We start from the raw sequence: 22,260 nt of genomic DNA on the forward strand, positions 1-22,260 counted from the left end.
CGAACGGCAGGCCGATGAGCAGCCCGGTGATCCAGTTGCCGAGCAGGGCGCCGACGAGCAGGAAGACCAGGAGCACGCCGAGCCCGATCAGCAGCATCCACCAGCCCACGTTGGGCTCGACCTCGCGGGTCATCTTGAAGACCTGCTTGATCTGCCCGAGGAAGCCGGGGCCCTTGGCCGCCTTCCGCTGTTTCTTCGCCTCGCGCCTCTGCGCCCGGGTCGGCTTCCCGCTCGGCTTCCCCGTGGGCTTCCCGGAGGAGGTGGATCGCGACGCGGGGCGCGACTTGGCGTGGGAAGGTGACACGGTGAGACCTCGTCCTGTGGTGCGGTGGCAGTGGTCCGTCCTCCAGTTTAGCGGGTGGGAGGTGCCGTGACCTGACCCGGCTCAGCGCAGGCGCTGCACCAGGGAGGACGCCTCCTGGGAGGCGGAGCCCTCGTCCTCGATGTGCGCCAGGTGGGCGGGGATCTCGCGGCCGGACTTCTCCATCGCCCGGGCCCACAGCCGCCCGGCACGGTACGAGGACCGGACCATCGGCCCCGCCATGACGCCCAGGAAGCCGATCTCCTCGGCCATCCGGGAGAGCTCCACGAACTCCTCCGGCTTCACCCACCGGTCGATGGGGTGGAAGAGGGGGGAGGGGCGCAGGTACTGGGTGAGCGTGATGATGTCGCACCCGGCGTCGTGGAGGTCGCACAGGGCCTCGTGGATCTCCTCGTTGGTCTCGCCCATGCCGAGGATCAGGTTCGACTTCGTGATCATCCCGGCCTCCTTGCCCTGGGTGATCACGTCGAGGGAGCGCTCGTAGGTGAACGCCGGGCGGATCTGGCGGAAGATGCGGGGGACCGTCTCCACGTTGTGCGCGAAGACCTCCGGCTCGGCGTCGATGACCTGCTGCAACCGGTCCGGCTTGCCCTGGAAGTCCGGGATCAGGATCTCCACCCCGGTGTTCGGGTTGAGCCTGTGGATCGCCCGGATGGTCTCGGCGTAGAGCCACGCCCCGCCGTCGTCGAGGTCGTCGCGGGCCACGCCCGTCACGGTGGCGTAGCGCAGGCCCAGCTCCTGGACGGACTCGGCGACCTTGCGCGGCTCGGTGACGTCCAGCAGGTCCGGCTTGCCGGTGGCGATGTCGCAGAAGTCGCAGCGCCGGGTGCACTTGGACCCGCCGATCAGGAACGTCGCCTCCCGGTCCTCCCAGCACTCGTAGATGTTGGGACAGCCGGCCTCCTCGCACACCGTGTGCAGGCCCTTGCCGCGCGCCAGCGACTTCAGCTCCTGGAACTCCGGGCCCATGCGGGCGGTGTTCTTCAGCCAGGACGGCTTCTTCTCGATGGGTGTCTCGGCGTTGCGCGCCTCGACGCGCAGCAGGCGGCGGCCCTCGGGGGCAACGGTCATGGTCGGTCTCCTTGTCGAGATGTCGACGGTGGTGCGCTCACGGTCCCGGTGGTTCCGGGGCGGCGCGGATCAGCTGACGGTGGTCGGCCAGGGCAGCGGCCCCGGGAGCCCGGACGGGTCGAACTGTTCGCACAACTCGTCCTGGCGGGCGGATATTTCCTGCTCCATGCGCGCCACCACCGTCTCCGGGGTCACGAGCCGCCCGGTCTCCTGGGACAGGCTCGTGACGGAGGCGTCGGTGATGCCGCAGGGGATGATCTTGCCGAACGGTCGCAGGTCGTTGGAGCAGTTCAGGGCGAAGCCGTGCATGGTCGCCCGCTTCGACACCTGCACACCGATCGCCGCGATCTTGCGGTCGGGGCCGTGCTCGTCCGCGAGCACCCACGCCCCCGAACGGCCGGCCACGGTGGTCGCCGGCACCCCGAAGTCCGCGACCACCGCCAGGATGATCTCCTCCAGCAGGCGCACGAAGCGCACGACGTCGATGGGCGTGGTCAGGCGCACGATCGGGTAGCCCACGAGCATCCCGGGCCCGTGGTAGGTGAGCTTGCCCCCGCGCCCGATCTCCACGACCTCGGTGCCGTCGTAGGGGTACTCGTGCGCCTCGGTGCGCCGGCCGGCCGTGTAGACGGGCGGGTGCTCCAGCAGCAGCACGGTGTTGGCCCGCTCACCGGCGACGACCTCGCGGTGCACGTTCTTCTGCAGCTCCAGCGCCGCGCGGTAGTCCACGAGGTGGGGGGCGAAGCCGAGCCGTTCGAAGGAGAGGGACATGGCCCCCAGCCTATCGCGCGGCGGCGACACCCGCCCCGGGCCCGGGCTGTGGACGGCGCGGACGGCGCCGGCCCCCGACGGGGCATGCTGGGCGCATGGACGACCGCAACCCCGCATCCGGCGGCCGGCACCCCGGGTCCCGGCCGGTCCCCGCCTCCGCGCGGGACCGGCTCGCGGCGGCCGTGCGCGACGACGCCCGCGGTCCCCGGCCGCACCCGGCGGCGGAACCGCTCCCGCGGCTGCCGCCGGACGACGGGCTCGAGCCGGTCCGGCGGCTCGGCGACGGCTCCTGGCTCGTGCGCGAGACCCGTTCCGGGGAGCTCTTCGTCCTGCGGCTCTGCGCGGGTGCGGAGGGGCCGGAGCGTAGCGCCTCCCGCCGCGCCCTGCTGGCGCTCGCCGCCGACCTGTCCGGCCGGGAGGACCCCCACCTGGTGGCCGTGCGCGGGCTGCTCGGACCTGCCGCGGAGCCCGCGGGCCTCGTCGAGGAGTACCTGCCGGGCGGCTCCCTGGCGGAGCGGCTGGCCGAGCGCGGGCCGCTGGCCGCGGACGAGGTGGCCGCGGTGCTGCGCGACGCCGCGGCGGGGCTGGCGGTGCTGCACGGCCTGGGCCGGTGCCACGGGGAGCTCACCGCCCGGCGGATCCTCTTCCGCACCGCCCGGACCGCAACCGTGGCCCAGCCCGAGGACGGTGCCGGGGCCGGGCGGGAGGTCCCTGACGGGCCGCCGCCCGGAACCGGCAGGGGGTCGGCGAGCGGCGCCGATGGCGGGACCGGGTGGGAGTCCGGCAGCCGGGCAGGCAGTCGGCCCGGCAGCGGGGCGGACGGCGGCCCGGACGTGGCGGCAGTACGGCCGGGACCCGGGCACGGGAGCCCGCCGGAGGACGTGCGGGCCCTCGGTGTCGTCTGCTGGACCGTGCTCACGGGGCGGGCCCCGGCCGCCGACCGGCACCGGGCCCCCCTGGCACGGCTGCGCCCGGACGTCCCGCACCCGCTCCGCCGGGCGGTGGAGACCGCGCTGGCGGAGAACCCGGCCGACCGCCCTACCGCCGCGGAGCTGGCCGCCGGGCTCGAGGTCCTCCCGGTCCCGGCGGCCCCGGCCGCGGCGGGGCCACGAACCCGCGGGGCCGCGCGCGGCCCCGCGGCCGTCCGGTTCTCCCGCCCGACGGCGCACGGCACGTCGGCCGTCCCGTCCTCCCGCCGGCGCACGGCACTGCCCGCCCTCGCAGCCGCGCTCGTGCTGACCGCCGGCACCGCGTTGCTGCTGCCGCCCCGCTCGGGGGCGCCGGACCCGCCCGTGGCCCCGAGCGGGGCGGCAGGAGCTCCCGAGGCCGCCCTCCTGGATCCGCATCACCTGGGTCCGGCCGCCCCGACATCGGCCGCCCCGACATCGGCCGCCCCGGTCGCCGGGGACCGGATCGAGCCGGGAGAACCGCAGGAGGCCCTGCGCCGGCTCGTTGCCCGGCGCGGCGAGGCCCTGCGGACCGGGGACACCCGGCTGCTCGACCGGGTCTACGTCCCCGGGGCGGAGGCCGCGGCGGACGACCGCGCCACCATCGCGCGGGCCGCCGCGTCCGAGGACCGGGTGTTCGCCGATCTCGTGCTGGAGGCCGGGCGGATCCGGGGCGCCGCCCCGCGGTCGGGGCCCACCGCGCCGGGCGGTGTCACGCTCGAGGCCGAGGTGCGGGTCGAGGGCTACCGGGGCGATCCCGGCCGGGACGCGTCGGTGCTGCCGGCGGGCGAGGGGTGGGTGCAGACCGTGGCCGTCGTCCTGGTCCGCGGCGAGGAGGGATGGCGCCTGGCCTCCGTGGAGCCCCGCCGGGACCGCCCGGCGGGAATGGATGCGGCAACGCGGAGCCCCCGGCGCTGAACGGCGGCACCGGGGGCAGGGTCGTGCGGGGCGGCTCTCACCAGAGGGTCGCGACCGCCATGTTGATGAGGGCCAGGCCGCCCACCGCGTGGGCCAGGCCGGTCGAGACCGGCTCGCCGCGCCCGGTGCGCCGCTGCCCCAGGAACGCGGCCGCCGCCACGGCCAGGGCCAGGAGCAGCTTGACCGCGATCTTGACGTGGTTGACGTCGCCCATCTCGTGGATCGCCACGAGCAGCAGCCCGGTGACCAGGCTGAGCAGGGAGGCGTGGAACTGATCCGGGGAGACCGTGGAACGCTTGATCGTGCAGACCCAGGTGCCCACGATGATCGCGGCGCCGACGAGGTGCAGGAGGACGAGAAGTCCGTTCAGGAGGGTCATGGATCCGAGCCTGGTCGGGCGTTCCCGGGGCACGACGAGGGGGCGTGCCCCCTGTGATCAGGAACACGCCCCCTGGATGCCGGGGTGTCACCGGCGGGTGCTCAGACCCCGCCGGGCCGGGCCGCGGGACCGGTCAGAGACCGACCTCGGACTCGAAACGACCCTCCTCCAGGCGCGCCTTCAGCGCCTGCAGGAACCGGCCGGCGTCCGCGCCGTCGACCAGACGGTGGTCGTAGGTCAGCGACAGGTAGCACATCTGCCGGATCGCGATCGTGTCGTTGCCGTCGGCGTCGGCCACGACCATCGGGCGCTTCACGATCGACCCCGTGCCGAGGATGGCCACCTGCGGCTGGTTGATGATCGGGGTGTCGAACAGCGCCCCGAAGGAACCGATGTTCGTGATCGTGAAGGTGCCGCCGGTGAGGTCGTCCGGGGCGATCCTGCCGTCCTTGGCCCGGGAGCCGAGGTCGGCGATCTGCTTGGCCAGCCCGCCCAGGTTGAGGTCCCCGGCGTCCTTGATCACCGGGACCAGCAGGCCCCGGGGAGTGTCCACCGCGATGGCGATGTTCTCGGAGCCGTTGTAGACGATCTCCTTCTCGGCCTCCCGGAACGTGGCGTTGAGCTTGGGGTGCGCCTGCAGCGCCTCGGCCACGGCCTTGGCGAAGAAGGGCAGGAAGGTGAGCTTGGCGCCCTCCCGCTCCTGGAACTTCGCCTTGGCCTTGTTGCGCAGCACGGCCACCCGGGTCATGTCGACCTCGGTCACCTGGGTCAGCTGGGCCGACTCCTGCAGGGACTCGCGCATGCGCTGGGCGATCGTCATCCGGATGCGCGGGGCCTTCTCCGTGGTGCCGCGCTTGGCGTCCGGGGCCGGCGCGGCCTGGGGAGCCTTCTGCGGCTCCGCGGCGGCGGGCTGCTCGGCCGGGGCCTCGGCGGCCGGGGCCGCCGTGCTCTTCTGCTGCTCCGCGGCGGCCAGCACGTCCTGCTTGCGGATGCGGCCGCCCACGCCGGTGCCGGTGAGCGTGGACAGGTCGACGCCCTCCTTCTTGGCGAGCTTGCGCACCAGCGGGGTGACGTAGGCGGCGTTGTCGCCGGTCGGGGTCTCGGGCGCCGCACCGGCGTTCTCGGTGCGGGCACCGTCGCGCTCGGCGTCGTCCTGCTGCGTCCCGTCCGAGGTGTCCGCCATGACGGGCTCCTCGGTCTCCACCAGGGCCTCGTCGCGGGACGGCGCCTTCTCCTGCGTGCCGGTCGTCGACCCCTCGTAGCCCTCGCCGGAGGCGTCGGACGCCTGGGCGGAGGGCTCCTGCTCGGCGGAGGGCTGCTCCGGCTCCGGGGCGGAGCCGGACGGGGCGTCGCCGGAGCCGATGACCGCCAGGACCTGGCCGACCTCGGCGTCCTCGTCCTCCTGCACGCGGATCTCCAGCAGGGTGCCGGCCACCGGGGAGGGAACCTCGGTGTCGACCTTGTCGGTGGAGACCTCCAGCAGCGGCTCGTCGACGGCGACCTCCTCGCCGACCTGCTTGAGCCACCGGGTCACGGTGCCCTCGGTGACGGACTCGCCCAGCGCGGGCAGGGTGATCTCGGTCCCCTCGCCGCCCTGCTGGGACTCGGCCTTCGGGGCCTGCTCGGGGGCGGACTCCTGCTGCGCCGGAGCCTGCTGCTCGGCGGACTCGTCGGTGGCCTCCGGGGTCTCGGCCTGGGTGGCGGCGTCCTCGGCCTGCTCGGCGGAGGGCTGCCCCTGATCCGGGGCGGAGCCGGACGGGGCGTCGCCGGAGCCGATGACCGCCAGGACCTGGCCGACCTCGGCGTCCTCGTCCTCCTGCACGCGGATCTCCAGCAGGGTGCCGGCCACCGGGGAGGGAACCTCGGTGTCGACCTTGTCGGTGGAGACCTCGACCAGGGGCTCGTCGACGGCGACCTCCTCGCCGACCTGCTTGAGCCACCGGGTCACGGTGCCCTCGGTGACGGACTCGCCCAGCGCGGGCAGGGTGATCTCGGTCCCCTCGCCGCCCTGCTGGGACTCGGCCTTCGGGGCCTGCTCGGGGGCGGACTCCTGCTGCGCCGGAGCCTGCTGCTGGGCGGACTCGTCGGTGGCCTCCGGGGTCTCGGCCTGGGTGGCGGCGTCCTCGGCCTGCTCGGCGGAGGGCTGCTCCGGCTCCGGGGCGGAGCCGGAGCCCGAGCCGATGACGACCAGGGGAGCGCCGACCTCGACGTCCTCGTCCTCCTCGACGAGGATCTCCTCGATGACGCCCGCCACGGGGGAGGGGATCTCGGTGTCGACCTTGTCGGTGGAGACCTCGACCAGGGGCTCGTCGACGGCGACCTCGTCACCGACCTGCTTGAGCCACCGGGTCACGGTGCCCTCGGTCACGGATTCGCCCAGTGCGGGCAGGTTTACGGTTTCTGACATGGTCCGACCGTCTCTCTTTCGGTGCCTTCGATGGTGCGGTCCGGGCGCCGGGCCCGGTGCCGGGGTAGTGGGGGAGGCCCCGCCCGGGAGGGGCGGGGCCTCGGTGCGGTCAGCCGTGCAGCGGCGCGCCCGCGAGTGCCATGGCGGCCTCGCCGATGGCCTCGTTCTGGGTGGGGTGCGCGTGCACGAACGCGGCGACGTCCTCGGGGTAGGCCTCCCAGTTGACGATGAGCTGGCCCTCGCCGATCTGCTCGCTGATGCGCTTGCCGATGGCGTGGAAGCCGATGATGGGGCCGTCCTTCTCGCGCACCAGCTTGATGATGCCGCCGGTGCCCAGGATGGAGCTCTTGCCGTTGCCGGCGAGGTTGTACTCGGCGACCTCGATGTTGTCCTCGCCGAACTTCTCCTTGGCCTTCGGCTCGGTGTAGCCGACGGAGGCGATCTCGGGCTCCGTGAACGTCACCTTGGGGATGTTCACGTCGTCGACGACGGCGGGGTTGAGGCCGCCGATCTCCTCGGCCACGAAGCGGCCCTGCTGGTAGCCGCGGTGGGCGAGCTGGACGCCGGGGACGATGTCGCCGATCGCGTAGATGTTGCCCACCCCGGTGTGCAGGCGCTCGTTCGGGGTGACGAAGCCGCGGTCCATGGGGATGCCCTGCTCCTCGTAGCCCATGTCGGCGGTGTTCGGCCCGCGGCCCACCGCGACGAGCACGATGTCCGCCTCGAAGACCTTGCCGTCGGCCAGGGTGACCTTCGCGCCGTTGTCGTCCTGCTCGACCTTCTCGAAGAAGGTGCCGAGGTTGGACTTGATGCCGCGCTTCTTGAACTCGCGCTCGAGGATCTTGATCAGCGCGGGGTCCTCGTTGGCGACCAGGTGGGGGAGGCCCTCGATCACGGTGACGTCCACGCCGAAGGACTTCCACATGGAGGCGAACTCGCAGCCGATCACGCCACCGCCCAGGACGATCGCGCTCTTGGGCACGTAGTCGATCTCCAGGGCCTCGGTGGACGTCATGATCCGGCCGCCGATCTCGACGCCGAGGGTCTTGGAGACGGAGCCGGAGGCCAGCACGATGTGCTTGCCGGTGTAGCTGGTGCCGTCGACGTCGACCGTGTTCTGCCCGGTGAGCTTGCCCACGCCCTCGATCACCGTGATCTTGCGCATCTTCATCAGGCCGGTGAGGCCCTTGAACTTGCCGGCGACGATCTTGTCCTTGTAGTCGCGCACGGCCGCCATGTCGATCGACTCGAGCGTGGTGTGCACCCCGTACTTGGAGCTCTCCCGGGCGTCCTCGGCCAGTTCGGCCGAGTGCAGGTAGGCCTTCGTCGGGATGCAGCCCCAGTGGAGGCAGGTGCCCCCGAGCTTGTTCTTCTCGACCAGGCCCACCGTGAAGCCGAGCTGGACGGCCCGCAGCGCCGCGGCGTAGCCGGCGCTGCCTCCGCCGAGGACGAGGATGTCGAATTCGTTGTCGGCCACGTGTTTGGCTCCCTTGCGCGTTGACGTCGTTCCGAGTGGGGTGCACCCGTACGGTGACGGGTTCGTTTCGTACATACCTTAGCCCGACGGCGGAGAGAGCAACCAGGCGGGCGCTCCCTCCGCCGAGGGGGTGTCACGGGTGCTCAGCCGTGGGCGGCGGCGGAGTCCTCGAGCAGCCGGACGAGCGTGCGCACGCCCGCCCCGGTGCCCTCCGCGGGGGTGTAGCCGTAGGGGGAGCCCTCGTTGAAGGAGGGCCCGGCGATGTCCACGTGCGCCCACGGCACCCGGGCGCCGTCCGGGCCGCCGACGAACTCGCGCAGGAAGAGCCCGGCCACGAGCATCCCGCCGTTCTTGTCACCGATGTTCTTGAGATCGGCGACCTTGGAGTCCAGGGACGGGCGCAGGTGCTCCGGCAGGGGCATCGGCCAGCCGTCCTCGCCGGCGGCGCGGGCGGCGTCGGCCACGGCCGCGCGCAGTGCGTCGTCGCCCATGATTCCGAAGGTCCGCGAGCCCAGGGCCACCATCTGGGCGCCCGTGAGGGTGGCGATGTCGACGACGGCGTCGGGGGCCTCCTCGCAGGCGGCCACCAGTCCGTCGGCGAGTACGAGGCGCCCCTCGGCGTCGGTGTTGAGCACCTCCACGGTGCGTCCGCCGCGGATGGTGATGACGTCGCCGGGGCGGGTGGCCGTGGAGGAGGGCAGGTTCTCGGCCAGGCACAGCCAGCCGGTGACCTTGACCGGCAGGCCGAGCTCGGCGGCGGTCAGGACGGTGGCCAGCACGGCGGCGGCCCCGGCCATGTCCGACTTCATGGTCATCATCGAGGCCGGGGGCTTGAGCGAGAGCCCGCCCGAGTCGAAGGTGATGCCCTTGCCCACGTAGGCGTAGTGGCGCGACGCCCGCGCCGGGGAGTACTCGAGCTTGACCAGACGGGGACCGTGCGTCGAGCCCTGTCCCACGCCGAGCAGGCCTCCGTAGCCGCCCTTGGCGAGATCCTTCTCGGCCAGCACGGTCACGGAGACCTTCGTGCCCTTGGCGGCCTGCCGGGCATAGTCCGCGACGGCCTCCGGGTAGATGACGTTGGGGGAGAGGTCCACGAGGGTGCGGGCGGCCCGGACGCCGCGGCCGAGGGCGGTGGCGCGGTCCAGGACGCGGCTCAGCGCGGTGCGCGCCACATCGGGCGCGTGCACGACGGCGGAGGCCAGCGGGGCCTTCACGGCGCCGGCGGTCACGGACCGCTGGTGGGAGAACGCGAACGCGCCCAGGGCCGCGCCCTCGGCGACCGCCGCGGCGTCCTCCTCCGAGGCCGCGGGCAGGGCGAGGACCGCCGAGTCCGTGCCGGCGAGGCGGCGCACCGCGGCGCCGACGGCCCGGCGCAGCGCCTCGGCCCGCGCGGGCCCGCTCTCGGGCAGGTCGCCGACACCGGTGAGCGCCACCACGGTGAAGGGCAGCCCGGACGGCGCGGGCACGAGGGTGACCTCGTCGGCGCCGCCGCCCACGCGCAGGGCCGCGGCGGCCTCCAGCACGGGGGAGAGCTTGCGCTGCTCGCCGGCGGGCAGCACGACGCGGCCGTCGCCGTCCGCCCCCTTCTGCACGGCGAGCACGAGGGCGTGCGCCGGGGTCCGGCCCAGGGGCTTGTGCGTGGCGGTGAGCTCGATCCCCCGGGGCTCGAGCAGTTCCTGTACGTCGGGCATGTGTCGTCCTTTCGCTGAGGTCCGGACCGGCCGGTCCGGGCGGGGCGCTCGTGGCGGTCCCGGCCCGTCCGGCGGGCGTGCTGTCGATCCTATCCCCGGCCCCGGCGGCGACAGGCTCCGCCGGGCCGGGCGGGGAATAAGGGGGGCCTCGCGGGCGGTTGACATGAACCAGGGAGCGCCGCCGGAGGTGCTCCCGCCGGCCTCGGGAAGAACCCCCGGACCCCGACCCACCCATCCCCCCTCAGGAGGAAGTTGCCGTGCTGGATCCCACCTCGCTGTACCTGAGCAACCCCGCGCTGCTCGAGGACGCCCGGGTCCGTGGCCTGCCGCTGATCGTCGCCCTGTCCGGCTACGCGGAGGCCGGCCACGTGGCCGTGCAGATCGAGCACGCCATCACCGATTCCCTGCCGCACGAGGTCGTGGCCCGGTTCGACCTGGACCAGCTCTACGACTACCGGGCCCGCCGCCCGCACGTGCGCTTCGCGGAGGACCACTTCGAGGACTTCCAGGCCCCCGAGCTGTCCCTGCGGCTGGTCACGGACCCGCTCGGGCGCAGCTTCGCCCTGCTCACCGGCCCGGAGCCGGACCTGCAGTGGAACCGCTTCACGGAGGCCGTCGTGGGCCTGGCCCGGCGGATGGACGTCTCGCTCGTCGCGATCGTCTCGGGCATTCCCATGCCGGTCCCGCACACCCGCCCCTTCATCGTGTCCGTGCACGGCAGCCGGACCGACCTGTTGCCCGTCAAGCACGCCTGGCGGCCGGTGGTGGAGATGAGCTCCTCCGCCGCGCAGCTGCTCGAGATCCGCCTGACCGAGGCGGGGATCGACAACATCGGCTTCACCGTCCACGTCCCGCAGTACCTGGCGGAGGCGCACCTGCCGCACGCCGCGGTGGCCGCCCTCGAGCACATCAACGCCGTGACGTCACTCACCCTGCCCTCGGACGAGCTGCGCGAGGCGGCCCGCGAGATAGAGCGGCAGATCGACCAGCAGGTGGGCGCCTCGCCGGAGGTGCAGGCGGTCGTGGCGGGTCTGGAACAGCGCTACGATGACGTCGTCGACGCCTCGGCCCCCCGCTCCCTGCTCGTGGGGGACGAGTCCGAGCTCCCCGACGCCGACGAGATCGGCGCCGCGGCCGAAGCCTTCCTGGCCGCCCGGGAGGACGAGCAGGACTGAGCCCGCCGCCCGGCGGGGCGTGGCCGGCTCGACCCGGGACGGTGCCGCCGTCCGCGGCCCCGTCCCCCCGAGAGCGAAGTGCATGACGTCCGACCGGTCCCGCCCCCCGCAGCCCGGCAAGGACTCCCGCCGCGCGTACCTGGTGTTCGGGATCGGCGTCCTCGCCTACTTCAGCGCCGTGGCGCAGCGCACGAGCTTCGGGGTCGCGACGGTCGACGCCGCGGAGCGGTTCGGCACGGCGGCCTCAGCGCTCTCGCTGGTCTCCCTCATGCAGGTCCTGGTCTACGCCGCACTGCAGATCCCCGTGGGCGTGCTCGTGGACCGCTTCGGCGCCCGGGCCATGGTCTCCGCCGGGGCCCTGCTGATGACCGTGGGGCAGGTGCAGCTGGCCCTGGCGGACACGGTCGCCGAGGGCGTGGTGGCCCGCGTGCTCGTGGGGGCCGGGGACGCGGCCACCTTCGTGTGCGTGATGCGGCTGATCCCGGCGTGGTTCTCCGCCCTGCGCGTCCCCCTGCTCACCCAGGTCGTGGGGGTCTTCGGCAACCTCGGCCAGCTCGTCTCCGTGATCCCCTTCGCCTGGGTGCTCGACCGCGCGGGCTGGCTCCCGTCCTTCCTCGGGCTGGCCGCCCTCGCGCTGCTCGCCGGGACGCTCGCCGCGGCCCTGCTGCGGGACGCGCCGCCGGGCGTGGAGGTGCTCCACCGCCGGCTGGGGCTGCGGCGCACGGGGCAGGTCCTCCGGGAGAGCCTGGCCGAACCGGGCACACGGCTGGGCTTCTGGGTGCACTTCACCACCCAGTTCGCCGGCAACACCTTCGTCCTCATGTGGGGCTACCCGTATCTCGAGTACGCCCAGGGCCTGCCCGACACCACGATCTCCGTGGTGATGACCTCCTTCGTGCTCACCAACCTGGCCGTCGGCCTGGCGCTCGGCGGGCTGACGGCCCGGCGCCCCGAGCGCCGGGTGCGGCTGTCCCTGACGGTCACCGCCGGCATCTTCGCGGCCTGGACCGTGCTGCTGGTGTGGCCGGGCACGGCCCCGGCGGCGGTCGTGCTCGCGGCCGTGTGCGTGATCGCGATCAGCATGCCCGCGTCGATGATCGCCTTCGACATCACCCGCAGCTTCAACCCGCCCCGCCGCTCGGGCACGGCCATGGGCATCGCCAACGTCGGCGGGTTCACCGCCTCGGTCCTCGCCATCTTCGTCACCGGGTTCGTCCTGGACCTCCTGTACGCGGGCGGCTTCCGCGAAGAGCTCTACGCGCCCGACGCGTTCCGGGTCGCCGTCGCGGCCCAGTTCCTCATCGCCGGAGCCGGGGCCGTCGGTGTCCTGGCCACCGCCGCGCGGGTGCGGCGCCGGCACTGGCCCGACGCCGTCTGAGAGACGTCCTCGGGCATCCGCACTGCACCGGGCAACCCGGGCGGTGTCCCGTCCGCCGCCCTCCACAGCCCGCCACCGGGGCCGCCGCCGCCGGCCCGGGACCGCCCACCCTGGGCCCATGAGACAGCACCCCACCCGTGATCCCTTCGTCCCCGTCGTGCGCTGCGCCGCCGACCTGCTCGCCGTCGTCCCGCACACCCTCGGCTACTGGCCCGCCGACTCGCTCGTCCTGTTCGCCGCCGGCGGCGGGACGGCCGGGGCGTGCGTGCGGGTGGACCTGCCGGCCGACCCCGACGACGAGCGCTTCGCCGAGGCCTTCGTCGCGGAGCTCGCCGAGCTCGTGGGCCACGACGCCCTCAGCGACCGGGTGTTCGCCATCGTCTACACCTCCGGCCGCACGCCCGTCCGCTCGTCACCGGGCACGTCCCCGCCGCCGGGCGGGCCCGGAGCGGTGTCCGCCGTGCTGGGCCTCGTGGACGAGGCCGCCCGCCGGGCGGACCGGGCCGTGGCGGCGCGCTGGGTCGTGGCCGGCGAGCACTGGTGGCCGGTCGAGGACCCCGAGGACGTCCGGGACGTGGCCCGCATCCTGGACAGCGCCGTCAACGCCGCGCTCGTGGCCGCCGGCAGCTCCTACGCGACGGCGCCGCGGCAGGCCATGGACCACGAGTACGGTGCGCTGCCGGCGGGCACCCGCCGCGGGATGGCGGGACGGGCGGCCCACTGGGCCCGGGCGGGCCGGGACGGTTGGCACCGCCTGGACCGCCTGGCGCGCATCCTGACCGTGTGGGAGGACGTCCTGACGGAGGTCCGGGACGCCGACGGCGACTGGCTGCCCGCGGTCCTGGCCCACGACGACGACCTGCTGGGCTTCCTGGCCGCGGGCCTCTCGGACCCGGTGCTCGCCGACCTCCTCCTCGCGGCCTGCGCCACGGACGACTCCGCCGGTGTCCTCGCCGCGGCGGCCATGTGGGCGGAGCTGTGCGACGCCGAGCCCGGCGCCGCGGACCCGGCGGACGAGCCGACCGGACCGACCCGCGCACCGGCGCCGCCCGGGGTCGCGGCCGTCCCGCGTCGCCCCGGTGTTGGCCGGCGCGGGGCGGCCCCCGGCGCCGCGCGGCGGCCCGCGTCCGACGCAGGGGAGCTCATCCGACTCTCCCGCGTGCTGTCCGGGGAGTGGGGTGGGACCCCGGCCTGGCCGCGGCTGGACGCGCTGTACCGGGTCCTGCAGGCACTGGCCTGGCTGCTGGACGCCGGCGAGGCCCCGGTGGAGCAGGCAGAGGCCCCGACGGAGCGGGCCGTGGGGCGGGCAGGCGAGACGGCAGCGGGGCAGGCGGCGGAGGGGACGGCCGAGGCGGTGGCCGGGACGGACGCCGCCGCGGCCCGGGCAGTGCTCGCGGGCGTGCTCGTGGAGCTGGCGCAGCTCAACCGCTTCCGCGCCCGCGGCTCGCACACGGCGCACTTCGTGCGCCGCGCCACGGCGCTGGTTCCCTGCCACCCGGCCGCCCTGCGCGTGCTGCGGCTCGCGGACGCCCGCCCGGTGCCGCTGTGGGCCCGGGACCGGGCGACCGCCTGGCACGCCTGAGGTGACCCCGGCGAGCTTTCTCAGGTTCCGCCGGCCGGGCGGGAACAAATCCCGGCCGACCGTGGTTCCGGCTGTCAGGACCCTTCAAGCCTGCCGCGCCGGACGACGCCCGGAGCAAGGACTTGACAGGGTCATAGGCGTGTTGCCCCGAGTGCGGGCGCCGTGACCGTTCAACGAAAGGCTCTCAGTGTCACCTTCCGCCAGCAAGAAGACGACGGACACCGCCGCCGAGGCTCCGGTCACCGGGGACGCTCGGTCGACGTCCGGGTCCGCGGGCACGTCGCCGCGGGCGAAGACCGCCGCGGCGAAGTCCACCGCGGCCAAGAAGACGGTGGCCGCGAAGAAGACCACGGCCACCAAGACCACCGCCGCCAAGACCACGGCGGCCAAGACCACGGCGGCCAAGACCACGGCCGCCAAGACCACGGCCGCGAAGTCGACCGCGGCGGCGCCGACGGCCGCGAGGAGCTCCGCGGCCCAGGCCGCCCCGGCGCCCGCGCCCGCCCAGAAGCCGGCGACCCGCAAGAAGGCCGCCCCGAAGAAGGCGGATGCGGACGTCACCGGCGAGCCGGACACGGACGTCGAGGTCGCCGAGGACGCGGACCTCGAACCGGACCTGACCGACGAGGCCGGGGTCGTCGACCCCGACGTGGAGGAGGACGAGGACGCCGCGGAGGAGACGCCGGCGGAGGACGAGGTCGCGGCGCCCGCGCGCAAGGACGAGAAGACCTCCGGCTTCGTGATCACCGCCAACGACGACGACGACGCCCCGGCCCAGCAGGTCGTCTCCGCCGGCGCGACCGCTGACCCCGTCAAGGACTACCTGAAGCAGATCGGCAAGGTCGCCCTGCTGAACGCCGAGCAGGAGGTCGACCTGGCCCTGCGGATCGAGGCCGGCCTGTACGCCGAGCACAAGCTCGCCGACGAGAAGGACAGCCTGGACCCCCAGACCCGCAAGGAGCTGCGCTGGGTGATCCACGACGGCAAGCGCGCCAAGAACCACCTGCTCGAGGCCAACCTGCGCCTGGTCGTCTCGCTCGCCAAGCGCTACACCGGGCGCGGCATGCTGTTCCTGGACCTCATCCAGGAGGGCAACCTCGGTCTGATCCGCGCGGTGGAGAAGTTCGACTACACCAAGGGCTTCAAGTTCTCCACCTACGCCACGTGGTGGATCCGCCAGGCCATCACCCGGGCCATGGCCGACCAGGCCCGCACCATCCGCATTCCCGTGCACATGGTGGAGGTCATCAACAAGCTGGCCCGCGTCCAGCGGCAGATGCTGCAGGACCTCGGGCGGGAGCCCACCCCGGAGGAGCTGGCCAACGAGCTCGACATGACCCCCGAGAAGGTCGTGGAGGTGCAGAAGTACGGCCGGGAGCCGATCTCCCTGCACACCCCGCTGGGCGAGGACGGCGACTCCGAGTTCGGCGACCTGATCGAGGACTCGGAGGCCGTGGTCCCGGCCGACGCGGTGAGCTTCACACTCCTGCAGGAGCAGCTGCACTCCGTCCTGGACACCCTCTCCGAGCGGGAGGCCGGCGTCGTCGCCATGCGCTTCGGCCTCACGGACGGCCAGCCGAAGACCCTGGACGAGATCGGCAAGGTCTACGGGGTGACCCGGGAGCGCATCCGGCAGATAGAGTCCAAGACGATGTCCAAGCTGCGCCACCCGTCCCGCTCGCAGGTGCTGCGCGACTACCTCGACTGACCGGACGCCCCCGTCCCCGGACCCGTCCGGGGACGGGGACGGGGCGGCCGTGCGGGCCGGACCCGGACATGCAGCAGGGCCCCGACACCAGGTGTCGGGGCCCTGCTCGCTCCGGGCGCTCGCCGGGGAGCGCCCGGATCAGGAACCGATCCGCTCCGTCTCGTCCTGCCAGGTGGCCGCCAGGGGCCGCAGCTTCTGCTCGTTCTTGCGCGCGTGGTGAGCGCAGAAGAGAAGCTCACCGCCCGTCGACTCGAGGATCACTCGGACGTAGGCCTGGGCGCCGCACGCGTCGCAGCGGTCGGTCGCATTGAGTTCTCGGCTTTCCAGTGTTGCGTTCACGGGATCCTCCTCCTGTGTCGTACGCGGTGCACGGGGGCCGCAGACCCGCCGATGCAGGTACCCGGGGTCTCGTGGACGCTGAGGGGTACTCGTACATAGAACCACGACCGTCGGACATCGGATTCCGTCCGGGGCGCTTTTTCGCCCCCGGCGTAGGCCCCCGCTCCCGCGACGGCCCTCCCGCCCCGCCCCGGGGTGTCCGCCGCCCCGACTACAGTGGTGGGGAATCCCACCGTCCCCCAGGAGTCGTATCCCCGTGACACCGTCCCGTTCCGAGTACAACGCCCGCCACCTCTCCGTCCTCGAGGGCCTCGAAGCCGTCCGGAAGCGGCCCGGCATGTACATCGGCTCCACCGACTCCCGCGGCCTGATGCACTGCGTGTGGGAGATCATCGACAACTCCGTGGACGAGGCGCTGGCCGGGTTCGGCCACCAGATCACGGTGATCCTGCACGCCGACGGCGCCGTGGAGGTGCACGACGACGGCCGCGGCATCCCCATCGACGTGGAGCCCCGCACCGGACTGACCGGTGTGGAGGTCGTGTTCACGAAGCTGCACGCGGGCGGGAAGTTCGGCGGCGGGTCCTACAGCGCCTCGGGCGGCCTGCACGGCGTCGGCGCCTCGGTGGTCAACGCCCTCTCCGCACGCCTGGACGTCCAGGTGGACCGGGGCGGGAAGACCCACCAGATGTCCTTCCGCCACGGCGAGCCGGGCCGCTTCCTCGACAAGGGCAGGCCCTCCCCGCACGCGCCCTTCGAGCCGTTCGTGGAGGGCTCGGTGCTCGACGTCGTGGGCAAGGCCAAGCGCGGGGTGACCGGCACCCGGATCCGCTACTGGGCGGACGAGCAGATCTTCACCACGGACGCCCGGTTCAGCTACGAGGACCTGGCCAAGCGCGCCCGCCAGACGTCCTTCCTGATCCCGGGTCTGCGCATCACGGTGCGCGACCAGCGGGGCCTGCCCGGCACCCCGGGGGAGTTCGGCACCCACGAGGAGGTGTTCCAGCACGACGGCGGGATCTCCGAGTTCGTGGAGTACCTCGCGGCCGACAGCTCCGTCACCGACGTGTGGCGCTTCCACGGCGAGGGCCGGTTCAAGGAGACGGTCCCCGTCCTGGACGAGAGCGGCCGCTCCAAGCTCACCGAGGTCGACCGCACGTGCGAGGTCGACGTCGCCCTGCGCTGGGGGATCGGCTACGACACCTCCCTGCGCTCCTTCGTGAACATCATCGCCACCCCCAAGGGAGGCACGCACCAGGCCGGGTTCGAGGCCGCCCTGCTCAAGACCTTCCGCAAGCAGATCGAGGCCAACGCCCGCAAGCTCAAGGCCGGCAGCGACAAGGTGGAGAAGGACGACGTCCTGGCCGGGCTCACCGCGGTGCTCACCGTGCGGCTGGCCGAGCCGCAGTTCGAGGGCCAGACCAAGGAGATCCTCGGCACCCCGGCCGTGCGCCAGATCGTGGCCCGGGTGGTGGAGAAGGAGCTGACGGCCAAGCTCACCGCGACCGCACGCCACGACAAGCAGCAGGCCGGGCAGCTGCTGGAGAAGGTCGTGGCAGAGATGAAGTCGCGCATCTCCGCCCGGGTGCACAAGGAGACGCAGCGGCGCAAGAACGCCCTGGAGACCTCCTCCATGCCGGCCAAGCTCGTGGAGTGCCGCTCCAACGACGTCGAGCGCTCGGAGCTGTTCATCGTGGAGGGCGACTCCGCCCTGGGCACCGCCCGGCTGGCCCGGTCCTCGAACCACCAGGCCCTGCTGCCGATCCGCGGCAAGATCCTCAACGTCCAGAAGGCGTCCATCACGGACATGCTCGCCAACGCCGAGTGCGCGGCCCTGATCCAGGTGATCGGCGCCGGGTCGGGCCGGACCTTCGACCTCTCCGCCGCCCGCTACGGCAAGGTCATCATGATGACGGACGCCGACGTCGACGGCGCGCACATCCGCACCCTGCTGCTCACGCTGTTCTACCGCTACATGCGCCCGCTCGTGGAGGCCGGCCGGGTCTACGCCGCCGTGCCCCCGCTGCACCGGGTGGAGGTCGTCAACGCGGGCGGCAAGCCCAACGAGATGATCTACACCTACTCCGAGCGGGAGCTCGCGGACCTGCTCGGGCGGCTGGAGACGGAGGGCCGCCGGTACAAGGAGCCCATCCAGCGCTACAAGGGCCTGGGCGAGATGGACGCCGACCAGCTCGCGGAGACGACCATGGACGTCCGGCACCGGATGCTGCGCCGGATCCGGGTCGAGGACGCCGAGGCGGCCGAGCACGCGTTCTCGCTGCTCATGGGCTCCGAGGTGGCGCCGCGCAAGGACTTCATCATCGAGGGCGCCACCCAGCTGGACCAGGAGCGCATCGACGCCTGAGCCCGGGCGGGGGCCACGGGCCCGATCCCGGGCGCGGCGCGGGCCGGAGCACTACGCTGGGCAGGGACGACCGACCGTCCCCGAGGAAGGATCCCCGCATGACCGCCTCCGGCCCGCACTCCCGTCCCGACGCCCCCCGCCGGTCCCGCCCCACCACGGTCACGGTCACCGGGGCCGCCGGGCAGATCGGTTACGCCACGGTCTTCCGGGCCGCGGCGGGCGACCTCCTCGGTCCCGACACGCCGATCCGCCTGCACCTGCTCGAGCTGCCGCAGGCACGGCGGGCCGCAGAGGGCACGGCCCTGGAGCTCCAGGACGGCGCGTTCCCGCTACTCGAGGGCGTGGAGGTCTTCGACGACGCCGACGCGGCCTTCGACGGCTCCTCGGTCGGCCTGCTCATCGGGGCCCGTCCCCGCTCCCAGGGCATGGAGCGGGCGGACCTGCTCGAGGCCAATGCCGGGATCTTCTCGGTGCAGGGCCGGGCCGCCAACCGGGGCGCGGCGGAGGACTTCCGGGCGGTCGTGGTCGGCAACCCCGCGAACACCAACGCCTACATCGCCGCCTCGCACGCCCCGGACGTGCCCCGGGAGCGGTTCACCGCCCTCACCCGGCTGGACCACCACCGGGCGGTCGCGCAGCTGGCCGAGGCCACGGGCGCCCGGGTGGCGGAGATCCGGGGGGTGGCGATCTGGGGCAACCACTCCGCGAGCCAGTACCCGGACCTCACCCACGCCACGGTCGCCGGCCGGCCGGCCCTCGAGGTGCTGGACGAGAAGGGCCTCGGCCTGGACTGGGTGGACCGCACCTTCATCCCGCGCGTGGCCGGCCGCGGCGCGGAGATCATCGACGTGCGCGGCGGGTCCTCCGTGGCCTCGGCCGCCCACGCCGCCCTGTGCCACGTGCGCGACTGGGTGCTCGGCACCCCGGGGGACACGTGGACGTCCATGGCGGTGCCCTCCGACGGCTCCTACGGCGTGCCGGAGGGCCTCGTCAGCTCCTTCCCCGTGGTCTGCCGGGACGGGCGCGCGGAGATCGTTTCGGACCTGGCGCTGGACGAGTTCTCGCGGACCCGGATCGAGCGCTCCGTGCGGGAGCTCCAGGAGGAGCGGGAGGCCGTGCAGCAGCTCGGGCTGCTCGGCCCCGGCGCTGACCTCTCCGCCCGGCCTCAGGAGTAGGCCGGGCCCACCGCGTCGATCACCTGGTCGGTGGGCACCCCGGAGCCGTCGCGGCGCCCGTGCTCGGTGGGCAGGGCCCGCGCCACGCCCGTGGCCGAGACGGCCTTGGCCGGACCGTGCCCCGCCCAGGCCAGGACCAGCCCCGTCTCGCCCTTGAGGAACCGGTGGGCGCGCACCCCGCCCGTGGCCCGGCCCTTGGGCGGGTACTCGGCGAAGGGAGTGACCTTCACCGTGTACTTGGACATCCCCGGCAGCACCTCCTCCGCCCGGGCCAGCGTCACGACCACCGGCGTCTCGTCGGCGGCGCGCACCGCCCCGAAGAACAGCACGGCGTCTCCCGGGACCAGTTTGATCCCCGCCACGCCGCCGGCGGTGCGGCCCTGGGGGCGCACCGCACCCGCCTCGAAGTGCAGCAGCCTGGCCTCCCGGGTCACGAACACCAGCTCGTCGTCCTCGGCCGCGGACTCGGCGAGGCCGACGACCTCGTCGCCGTCCTTGAGCGTGATGACCTCCCACTCCTCGCGGTTGAGGGGGTACTCCGGGTTCACCCGCTTCACCACGCCGCTGCGGGTGCCCAGGGCGAGCACCGACCCCAGCGGGGCCAGGCCCACGAGCCGCTCGCCGCGGCCCAGGGTGAGGAACTCCTTGACCGGCACGCCGTCGCCGAGCTTGGGAGTGCCCTCGAAGGCCGTCAGCACGGGCACGTCCATCACCTGCACGCGCACCATCCGCCCGGCCGAGGTGACGGCCCCGATCTCCGAGCGCGCGGTGGCGCGCACCACGGAGGCCAGGGCGTCGTGCTTGAGCCGCCGCGGCGGGTCCGTCAGCGGGTCCTGCGAGGAGGAGCGGGCGAGCTGGCCGGAGGTGGACAGGAAGACCCAGCACGGGTCGTCGGCGATCTCCAGGGCGAGCCCCCCGCCGCCGCCGCGGCCCGGTGCCGGGGCGGCCACGGCGGCGGCCGGGCCGGGCAGCGCCTCGGACTCCAGCAGCTCGGTGCGCCGGTCGTCGCCGTGCACGGCGGCGACCTCGGCGAGCTCGGCCGAGACCAGGGCCCGCAGCCGGGCGTCCGAGGCGAGGATCTCCTCCAGCTCGGCGATCTCCCCGCGCAGCTCCTCCTGCTCCTTCTCCAGCTCGATCCGGGAGTACTTGGTGAGCTGGCGCAGGCGCAGCTCGAGGATGTGGTCGGCCTGGACCCGGGTGAGGTCGTACACGGTCATCAGCCGCTCCCGGGCCACGGCGGTCTCGTCGGAGGAGCGGATAATCTGGATGACCTCGTCGATGTCGACGATCGCCACGAGCAGCCCCTCGACCAGGTGCAGCCGGTCCCGCCGCTTGGCCAGGCGGAAGCCGGTGCGCCGGCGGACCACGGAGAGCCGGTGCTCCACGTAGACCCGCAGCAGCTCGAGCAGGCCCATGGTGCGGGGCCGCCCGTCCACCAGGGCCACGTTGTTGATCCCGAAGGAGTCCTCCATCGGCGTGTACTTGTACAGCTGCTGGAGCACCGCCTGCGGGTTGAAGCCGTTCTTGACCTCGATCACCAGGCGCATCCCGTTCTTGCGGTCGGTGAGGTCCACGACGTCGGAGACGCCCTGCAGCTTCTTCGCCTGCGCGGCCTCCTTGATCTTCTCGGTCACCTTCTCCGGCCCCACCATGTAGGGCAGCTCGGTGACCACGATGCCCTGCTTGCGCGGGGAGACCTGCTCGATCGAGACCTTCGCCCGGGTCCTGAAGGATCCCCGCCCGGTCCGGTACGCGTCCCGAATGCCGTCCAGGCCCACGATCCGCCCGCCCGAGGGCAGGTCCGGTCCGGGGACGAAGCGCATCAGCTCCTCGAGGGTGGCCTCGGGGTGCTCCACGAGGTGGCGGGCCCCGGCCACGACCTCGCGCAGGTTGTGCGGGGCCATGTTCGTGGCCATGCCCACCGCGATGCCGGAGGAGCCGTTGACCAGCAGGTTCGGGTACGCGGCGGGCAGCACACCGGGCTGGAAGAACTGGTTGTCGTAGTTGGGCACGAAGTCCACGACGTCCTCGTCGAGGTCGGCCGTCAGCGCCAGCGCCGCGGGGGCCATGCGGGCCTCGGTGTAGCGGGAGGCGGCCGGGCCGTCGTCGAGGGAGCCGAAGTTGCCGTGCCCGTCCACGAGGGGCAGGCGCATCGCGAAGGGCTGGGCGAGGCGGACCATCGCGTCGTAGATCGCGGAGTCGCCGTGCGGGTGCAGCTTGCCCATGACCTCGCCCACCACGCGGGCGCTCTTGACGTGGCCGCGGTCCGGGCGCAGCCCCATCTGGTTCATCATGAACAGGATCCGTCGCTGGACGGGCTTGAGCCCGTCCCGGGCGTCGGGGAGGGCGCGGGAGTAGATCACGGAGTACGAGTACTCGAGGAAGCTCGTCTCCATCTCGGAGGTCACGTCGATGTCGACGATGTTCTCCCGGAAGTCGGCGGGGAGCTCGTCCTCGGCGGACGGGCGGGAGGACGCACGGCGGCGAGCCATCAAAGCGGGGGGTCCTTCGGTCGGGGATGGGCCCGGGCGGCCCCGGGGACTCGGCGGGCGAGA

Annotated in this window: 16 protein-coding genes; 7 read left to right on the plus strand and 9 right to left on the minus strand. The window is 73.5% G+C overall.

Annotated elements, in window-relative coordinates:
• From ABL57_RS05915 to lipB, 3 genes are all read right to left on the minus strand, one after another.
• On the minus strand, positions 1-304 hold a 304-nt coding region (locus ABL57_RS05915), incomplete at its 3' end, for a DUF4191 family protein (protein ID WP_047802557.1).
• Positions 305-385: 81 nt separating this feature from the next.
• Positions 386-1,393, minus strand: coding sequence for a lipoyl synthase (gene lipA / locus ABL57_RS05920; protein WP_047802531.1), 1,008 nt, complete (start codon positions 1,391-1,393; stop codon positions 386-388).
• A 69-nt stretch (positions 1,394-1,462) separates the two neighbouring features.
• Positions 1,463-2,164: a lipoyl(octanoyl) transferase LipB gene (gene lipB, locus ABL57_RS05925; protein ID WP_047802532.1), complete on the minus strand. Its 702-nt coding sequence runs from the start codon at positions 2,162-2,164 to the stop codon at positions 1,463-1,465.
• Positions 2,165-2,259: 95 nt separating this feature from the next.
• Here lipB and ABL57_RS05930 point away from each other — a divergent pair, with 95 nt between their 5' ends.
• Entirely contained in the window at positions 2,260-4,029 is a 1,770-nt protein-coding gene (locus ABL57_RS05930) for a protein kinase (RefSeq protein WP_047802533.1), read from the plus strand.
• 37 nt (positions 4,030-4,066) lie between these two features.
• Here the strand turns inward: ABL57_RS05930 and ABL57_RS05935 are convergent, their stop codons facing one another.
• From ABL57_RS05935 to ABL57_RS05950, 4 genes are all read right to left on the minus strand, one after another.
• Positions 4,067-4,408, minus strand: coding sequence for a hypothetical protein (locus tag ABL57_RS05935; RefSeq protein WP_047802534.1), 342 nt, complete (start codon positions 4,406-4,408; stop codon positions 4,067-4,069).
• Between the two features lie 133 nt (positions 4,409-4,541).
• On the minus strand, positions 4,542-6,815 hold the full coding sequence (gene sucB, locus ABL57_RS05940; RefSeq protein WP_047802535.1) for a 2-oxoglutarate dehydrogenase, E2 component, dihydrolipoamide succinyltransferase: 2,274 nt from the start codon (positions 6,813-6,815) through the stop codon (positions 4,542-4,544).
• A gap of 109 nt (positions 6,816-6,924) precedes the next feature.
• A complete protein-coding gene (lpdA, locus tag ABL57_RS05945; RefSeq protein WP_047802536.1) occupies positions 6,925-8,292 on the minus strand; it encodes a dihydrolipoyl dehydrogenase in 1,368 nt (455 codons plus the stop codon).
• A gap of 143 nt (positions 8,293-8,435) precedes the next feature.
• The gene (locus tag ABL57_RS05950) at positions 8,436-9,983 is read right to left on the minus strand and encodes a leucyl aminopeptidase (RefSeq protein ID WP_047802537.1); all 1,548 of its coding nucleotides are present in this window, start codon (positions 9,981-9,983) and stop codon (positions 8,436-8,438) included.
• Positions 9,984-10,240: 257 nt separating this feature from the next.
• Between ABL57_RS05950 and ABL57_RS05955 the strand changes: the two genes are divergently transcribed.
• From ABL57_RS05955 to ABL57_RS05970, 4 genes are all read left to right on the plus strand, one after another.
• A complete protein-coding gene (locus ABL57_RS05955) occupies positions 10,241-11,158 on the plus strand; it encodes a proteasome assembly chaperone family protein (RefSeq protein WP_082157254.1) in 918 nt (305 codons plus the stop codon).
• 82 nt (positions 11,159-11,240) lie between these two features.
• Positions 11,241-12,536 (plus strand): nitrate/nitrite transporter, encoded by a 1,296-nt coding sequence (locus ABL57_RS05960; RefSeq protein ID WP_047802558.1) that lies wholly within the window; start codon positions 11,241-11,243, stop codon positions 12,534-12,536.
• Between the two features lie 118 nt (positions 12,537-12,654).
• Positions 12,655-14,118 carry a DUF4192 family protein gene (locus ABL57_RS05965; RefSeq protein ID WP_082157255.1) on the plus strand — a complete coding sequence of 488 codons (1,464 nt, stop codon included), beginning with the start codon at positions 12,655-12,657 and terminating at the stop codon, positions 14,116-14,118.
• A 187-nt stretch (positions 14,119-14,305) separates the two neighbouring features.
• Positions 14,306-15,826, plus strand: coding sequence for an RNA polymerase sigma factor (locus ABL57_RS05970; protein WP_082157256.1), 1,521 nt, complete (start codon positions 14,306-14,308; stop codon positions 15,824-15,826).
• A 138-nt stretch (positions 15,827-15,964) separates the two neighbouring features.
• On the opposite strand, the gene ABL57_RS05975 is transcribed toward ABL57_RS05970, so the two are convergent.
• Entirely contained in the window at positions 15,965-16,165 is a 201-nt protein-coding gene (locus ABL57_RS05975) for a hypothetical protein (RefSeq protein WP_017834164.1), read from the minus strand.
• Between the two features lie 256 nt (positions 16,166-16,421).
• Here ABL57_RS05975 and ABL57_RS05980 point away from each other — a divergent pair, with 256 nt between their 5' ends.
• Positions 16,422-18,530, plus strand: coding sequence for a type IIA DNA topoisomerase subunit B (locus ABL57_RS05980; RefSeq protein WP_047802540.1), 2,109 nt, complete (start codon positions 16,422-16,424; stop codon positions 18,528-18,530).
• 98 nt (positions 18,531-18,628) lie between these two features.
• Positions 18,629-19,705 (plus strand): malate dehydrogenase, encoded by a 1,077-nt coding sequence (locus tag ABL57_RS05985; protein WP_047802541.1) that lies wholly within the window; start codon positions 18,629-18,631, stop codon positions 19,703-19,705.
• On the opposite strand, the gene ABL57_RS05990 is transcribed toward ABL57_RS05985, so the two are convergent.
• The gene (locus tag ABL57_RS05990) at positions 19,696-22,197 is read right to left on the minus strand and encodes a DNA topoisomerase (ATP-hydrolyzing) subunit A (RefSeq protein ID WP_047802542.1); all 2,502 of its coding nucleotides are present in this window, start codon (positions 22,195-22,197) and stop codon (positions 19,696-19,698) included. The two genes, ABL57_RS05985 and ABL57_RS05990, sit on opposite strands and share 10 nt — an antisense overlap.
• Positions 22,198-22,260 lie beyond the last annotated feature (63 nt).

Source organism: Kocuria sp. SM24M-10 (assembly GCF_001027955.1).
Classification (GTDB): Bacteria; Actinomycetota; Actinomycetes; order Actinomycetales; family Micrococcaceae; genus Kocuria; species Kocuria oceani.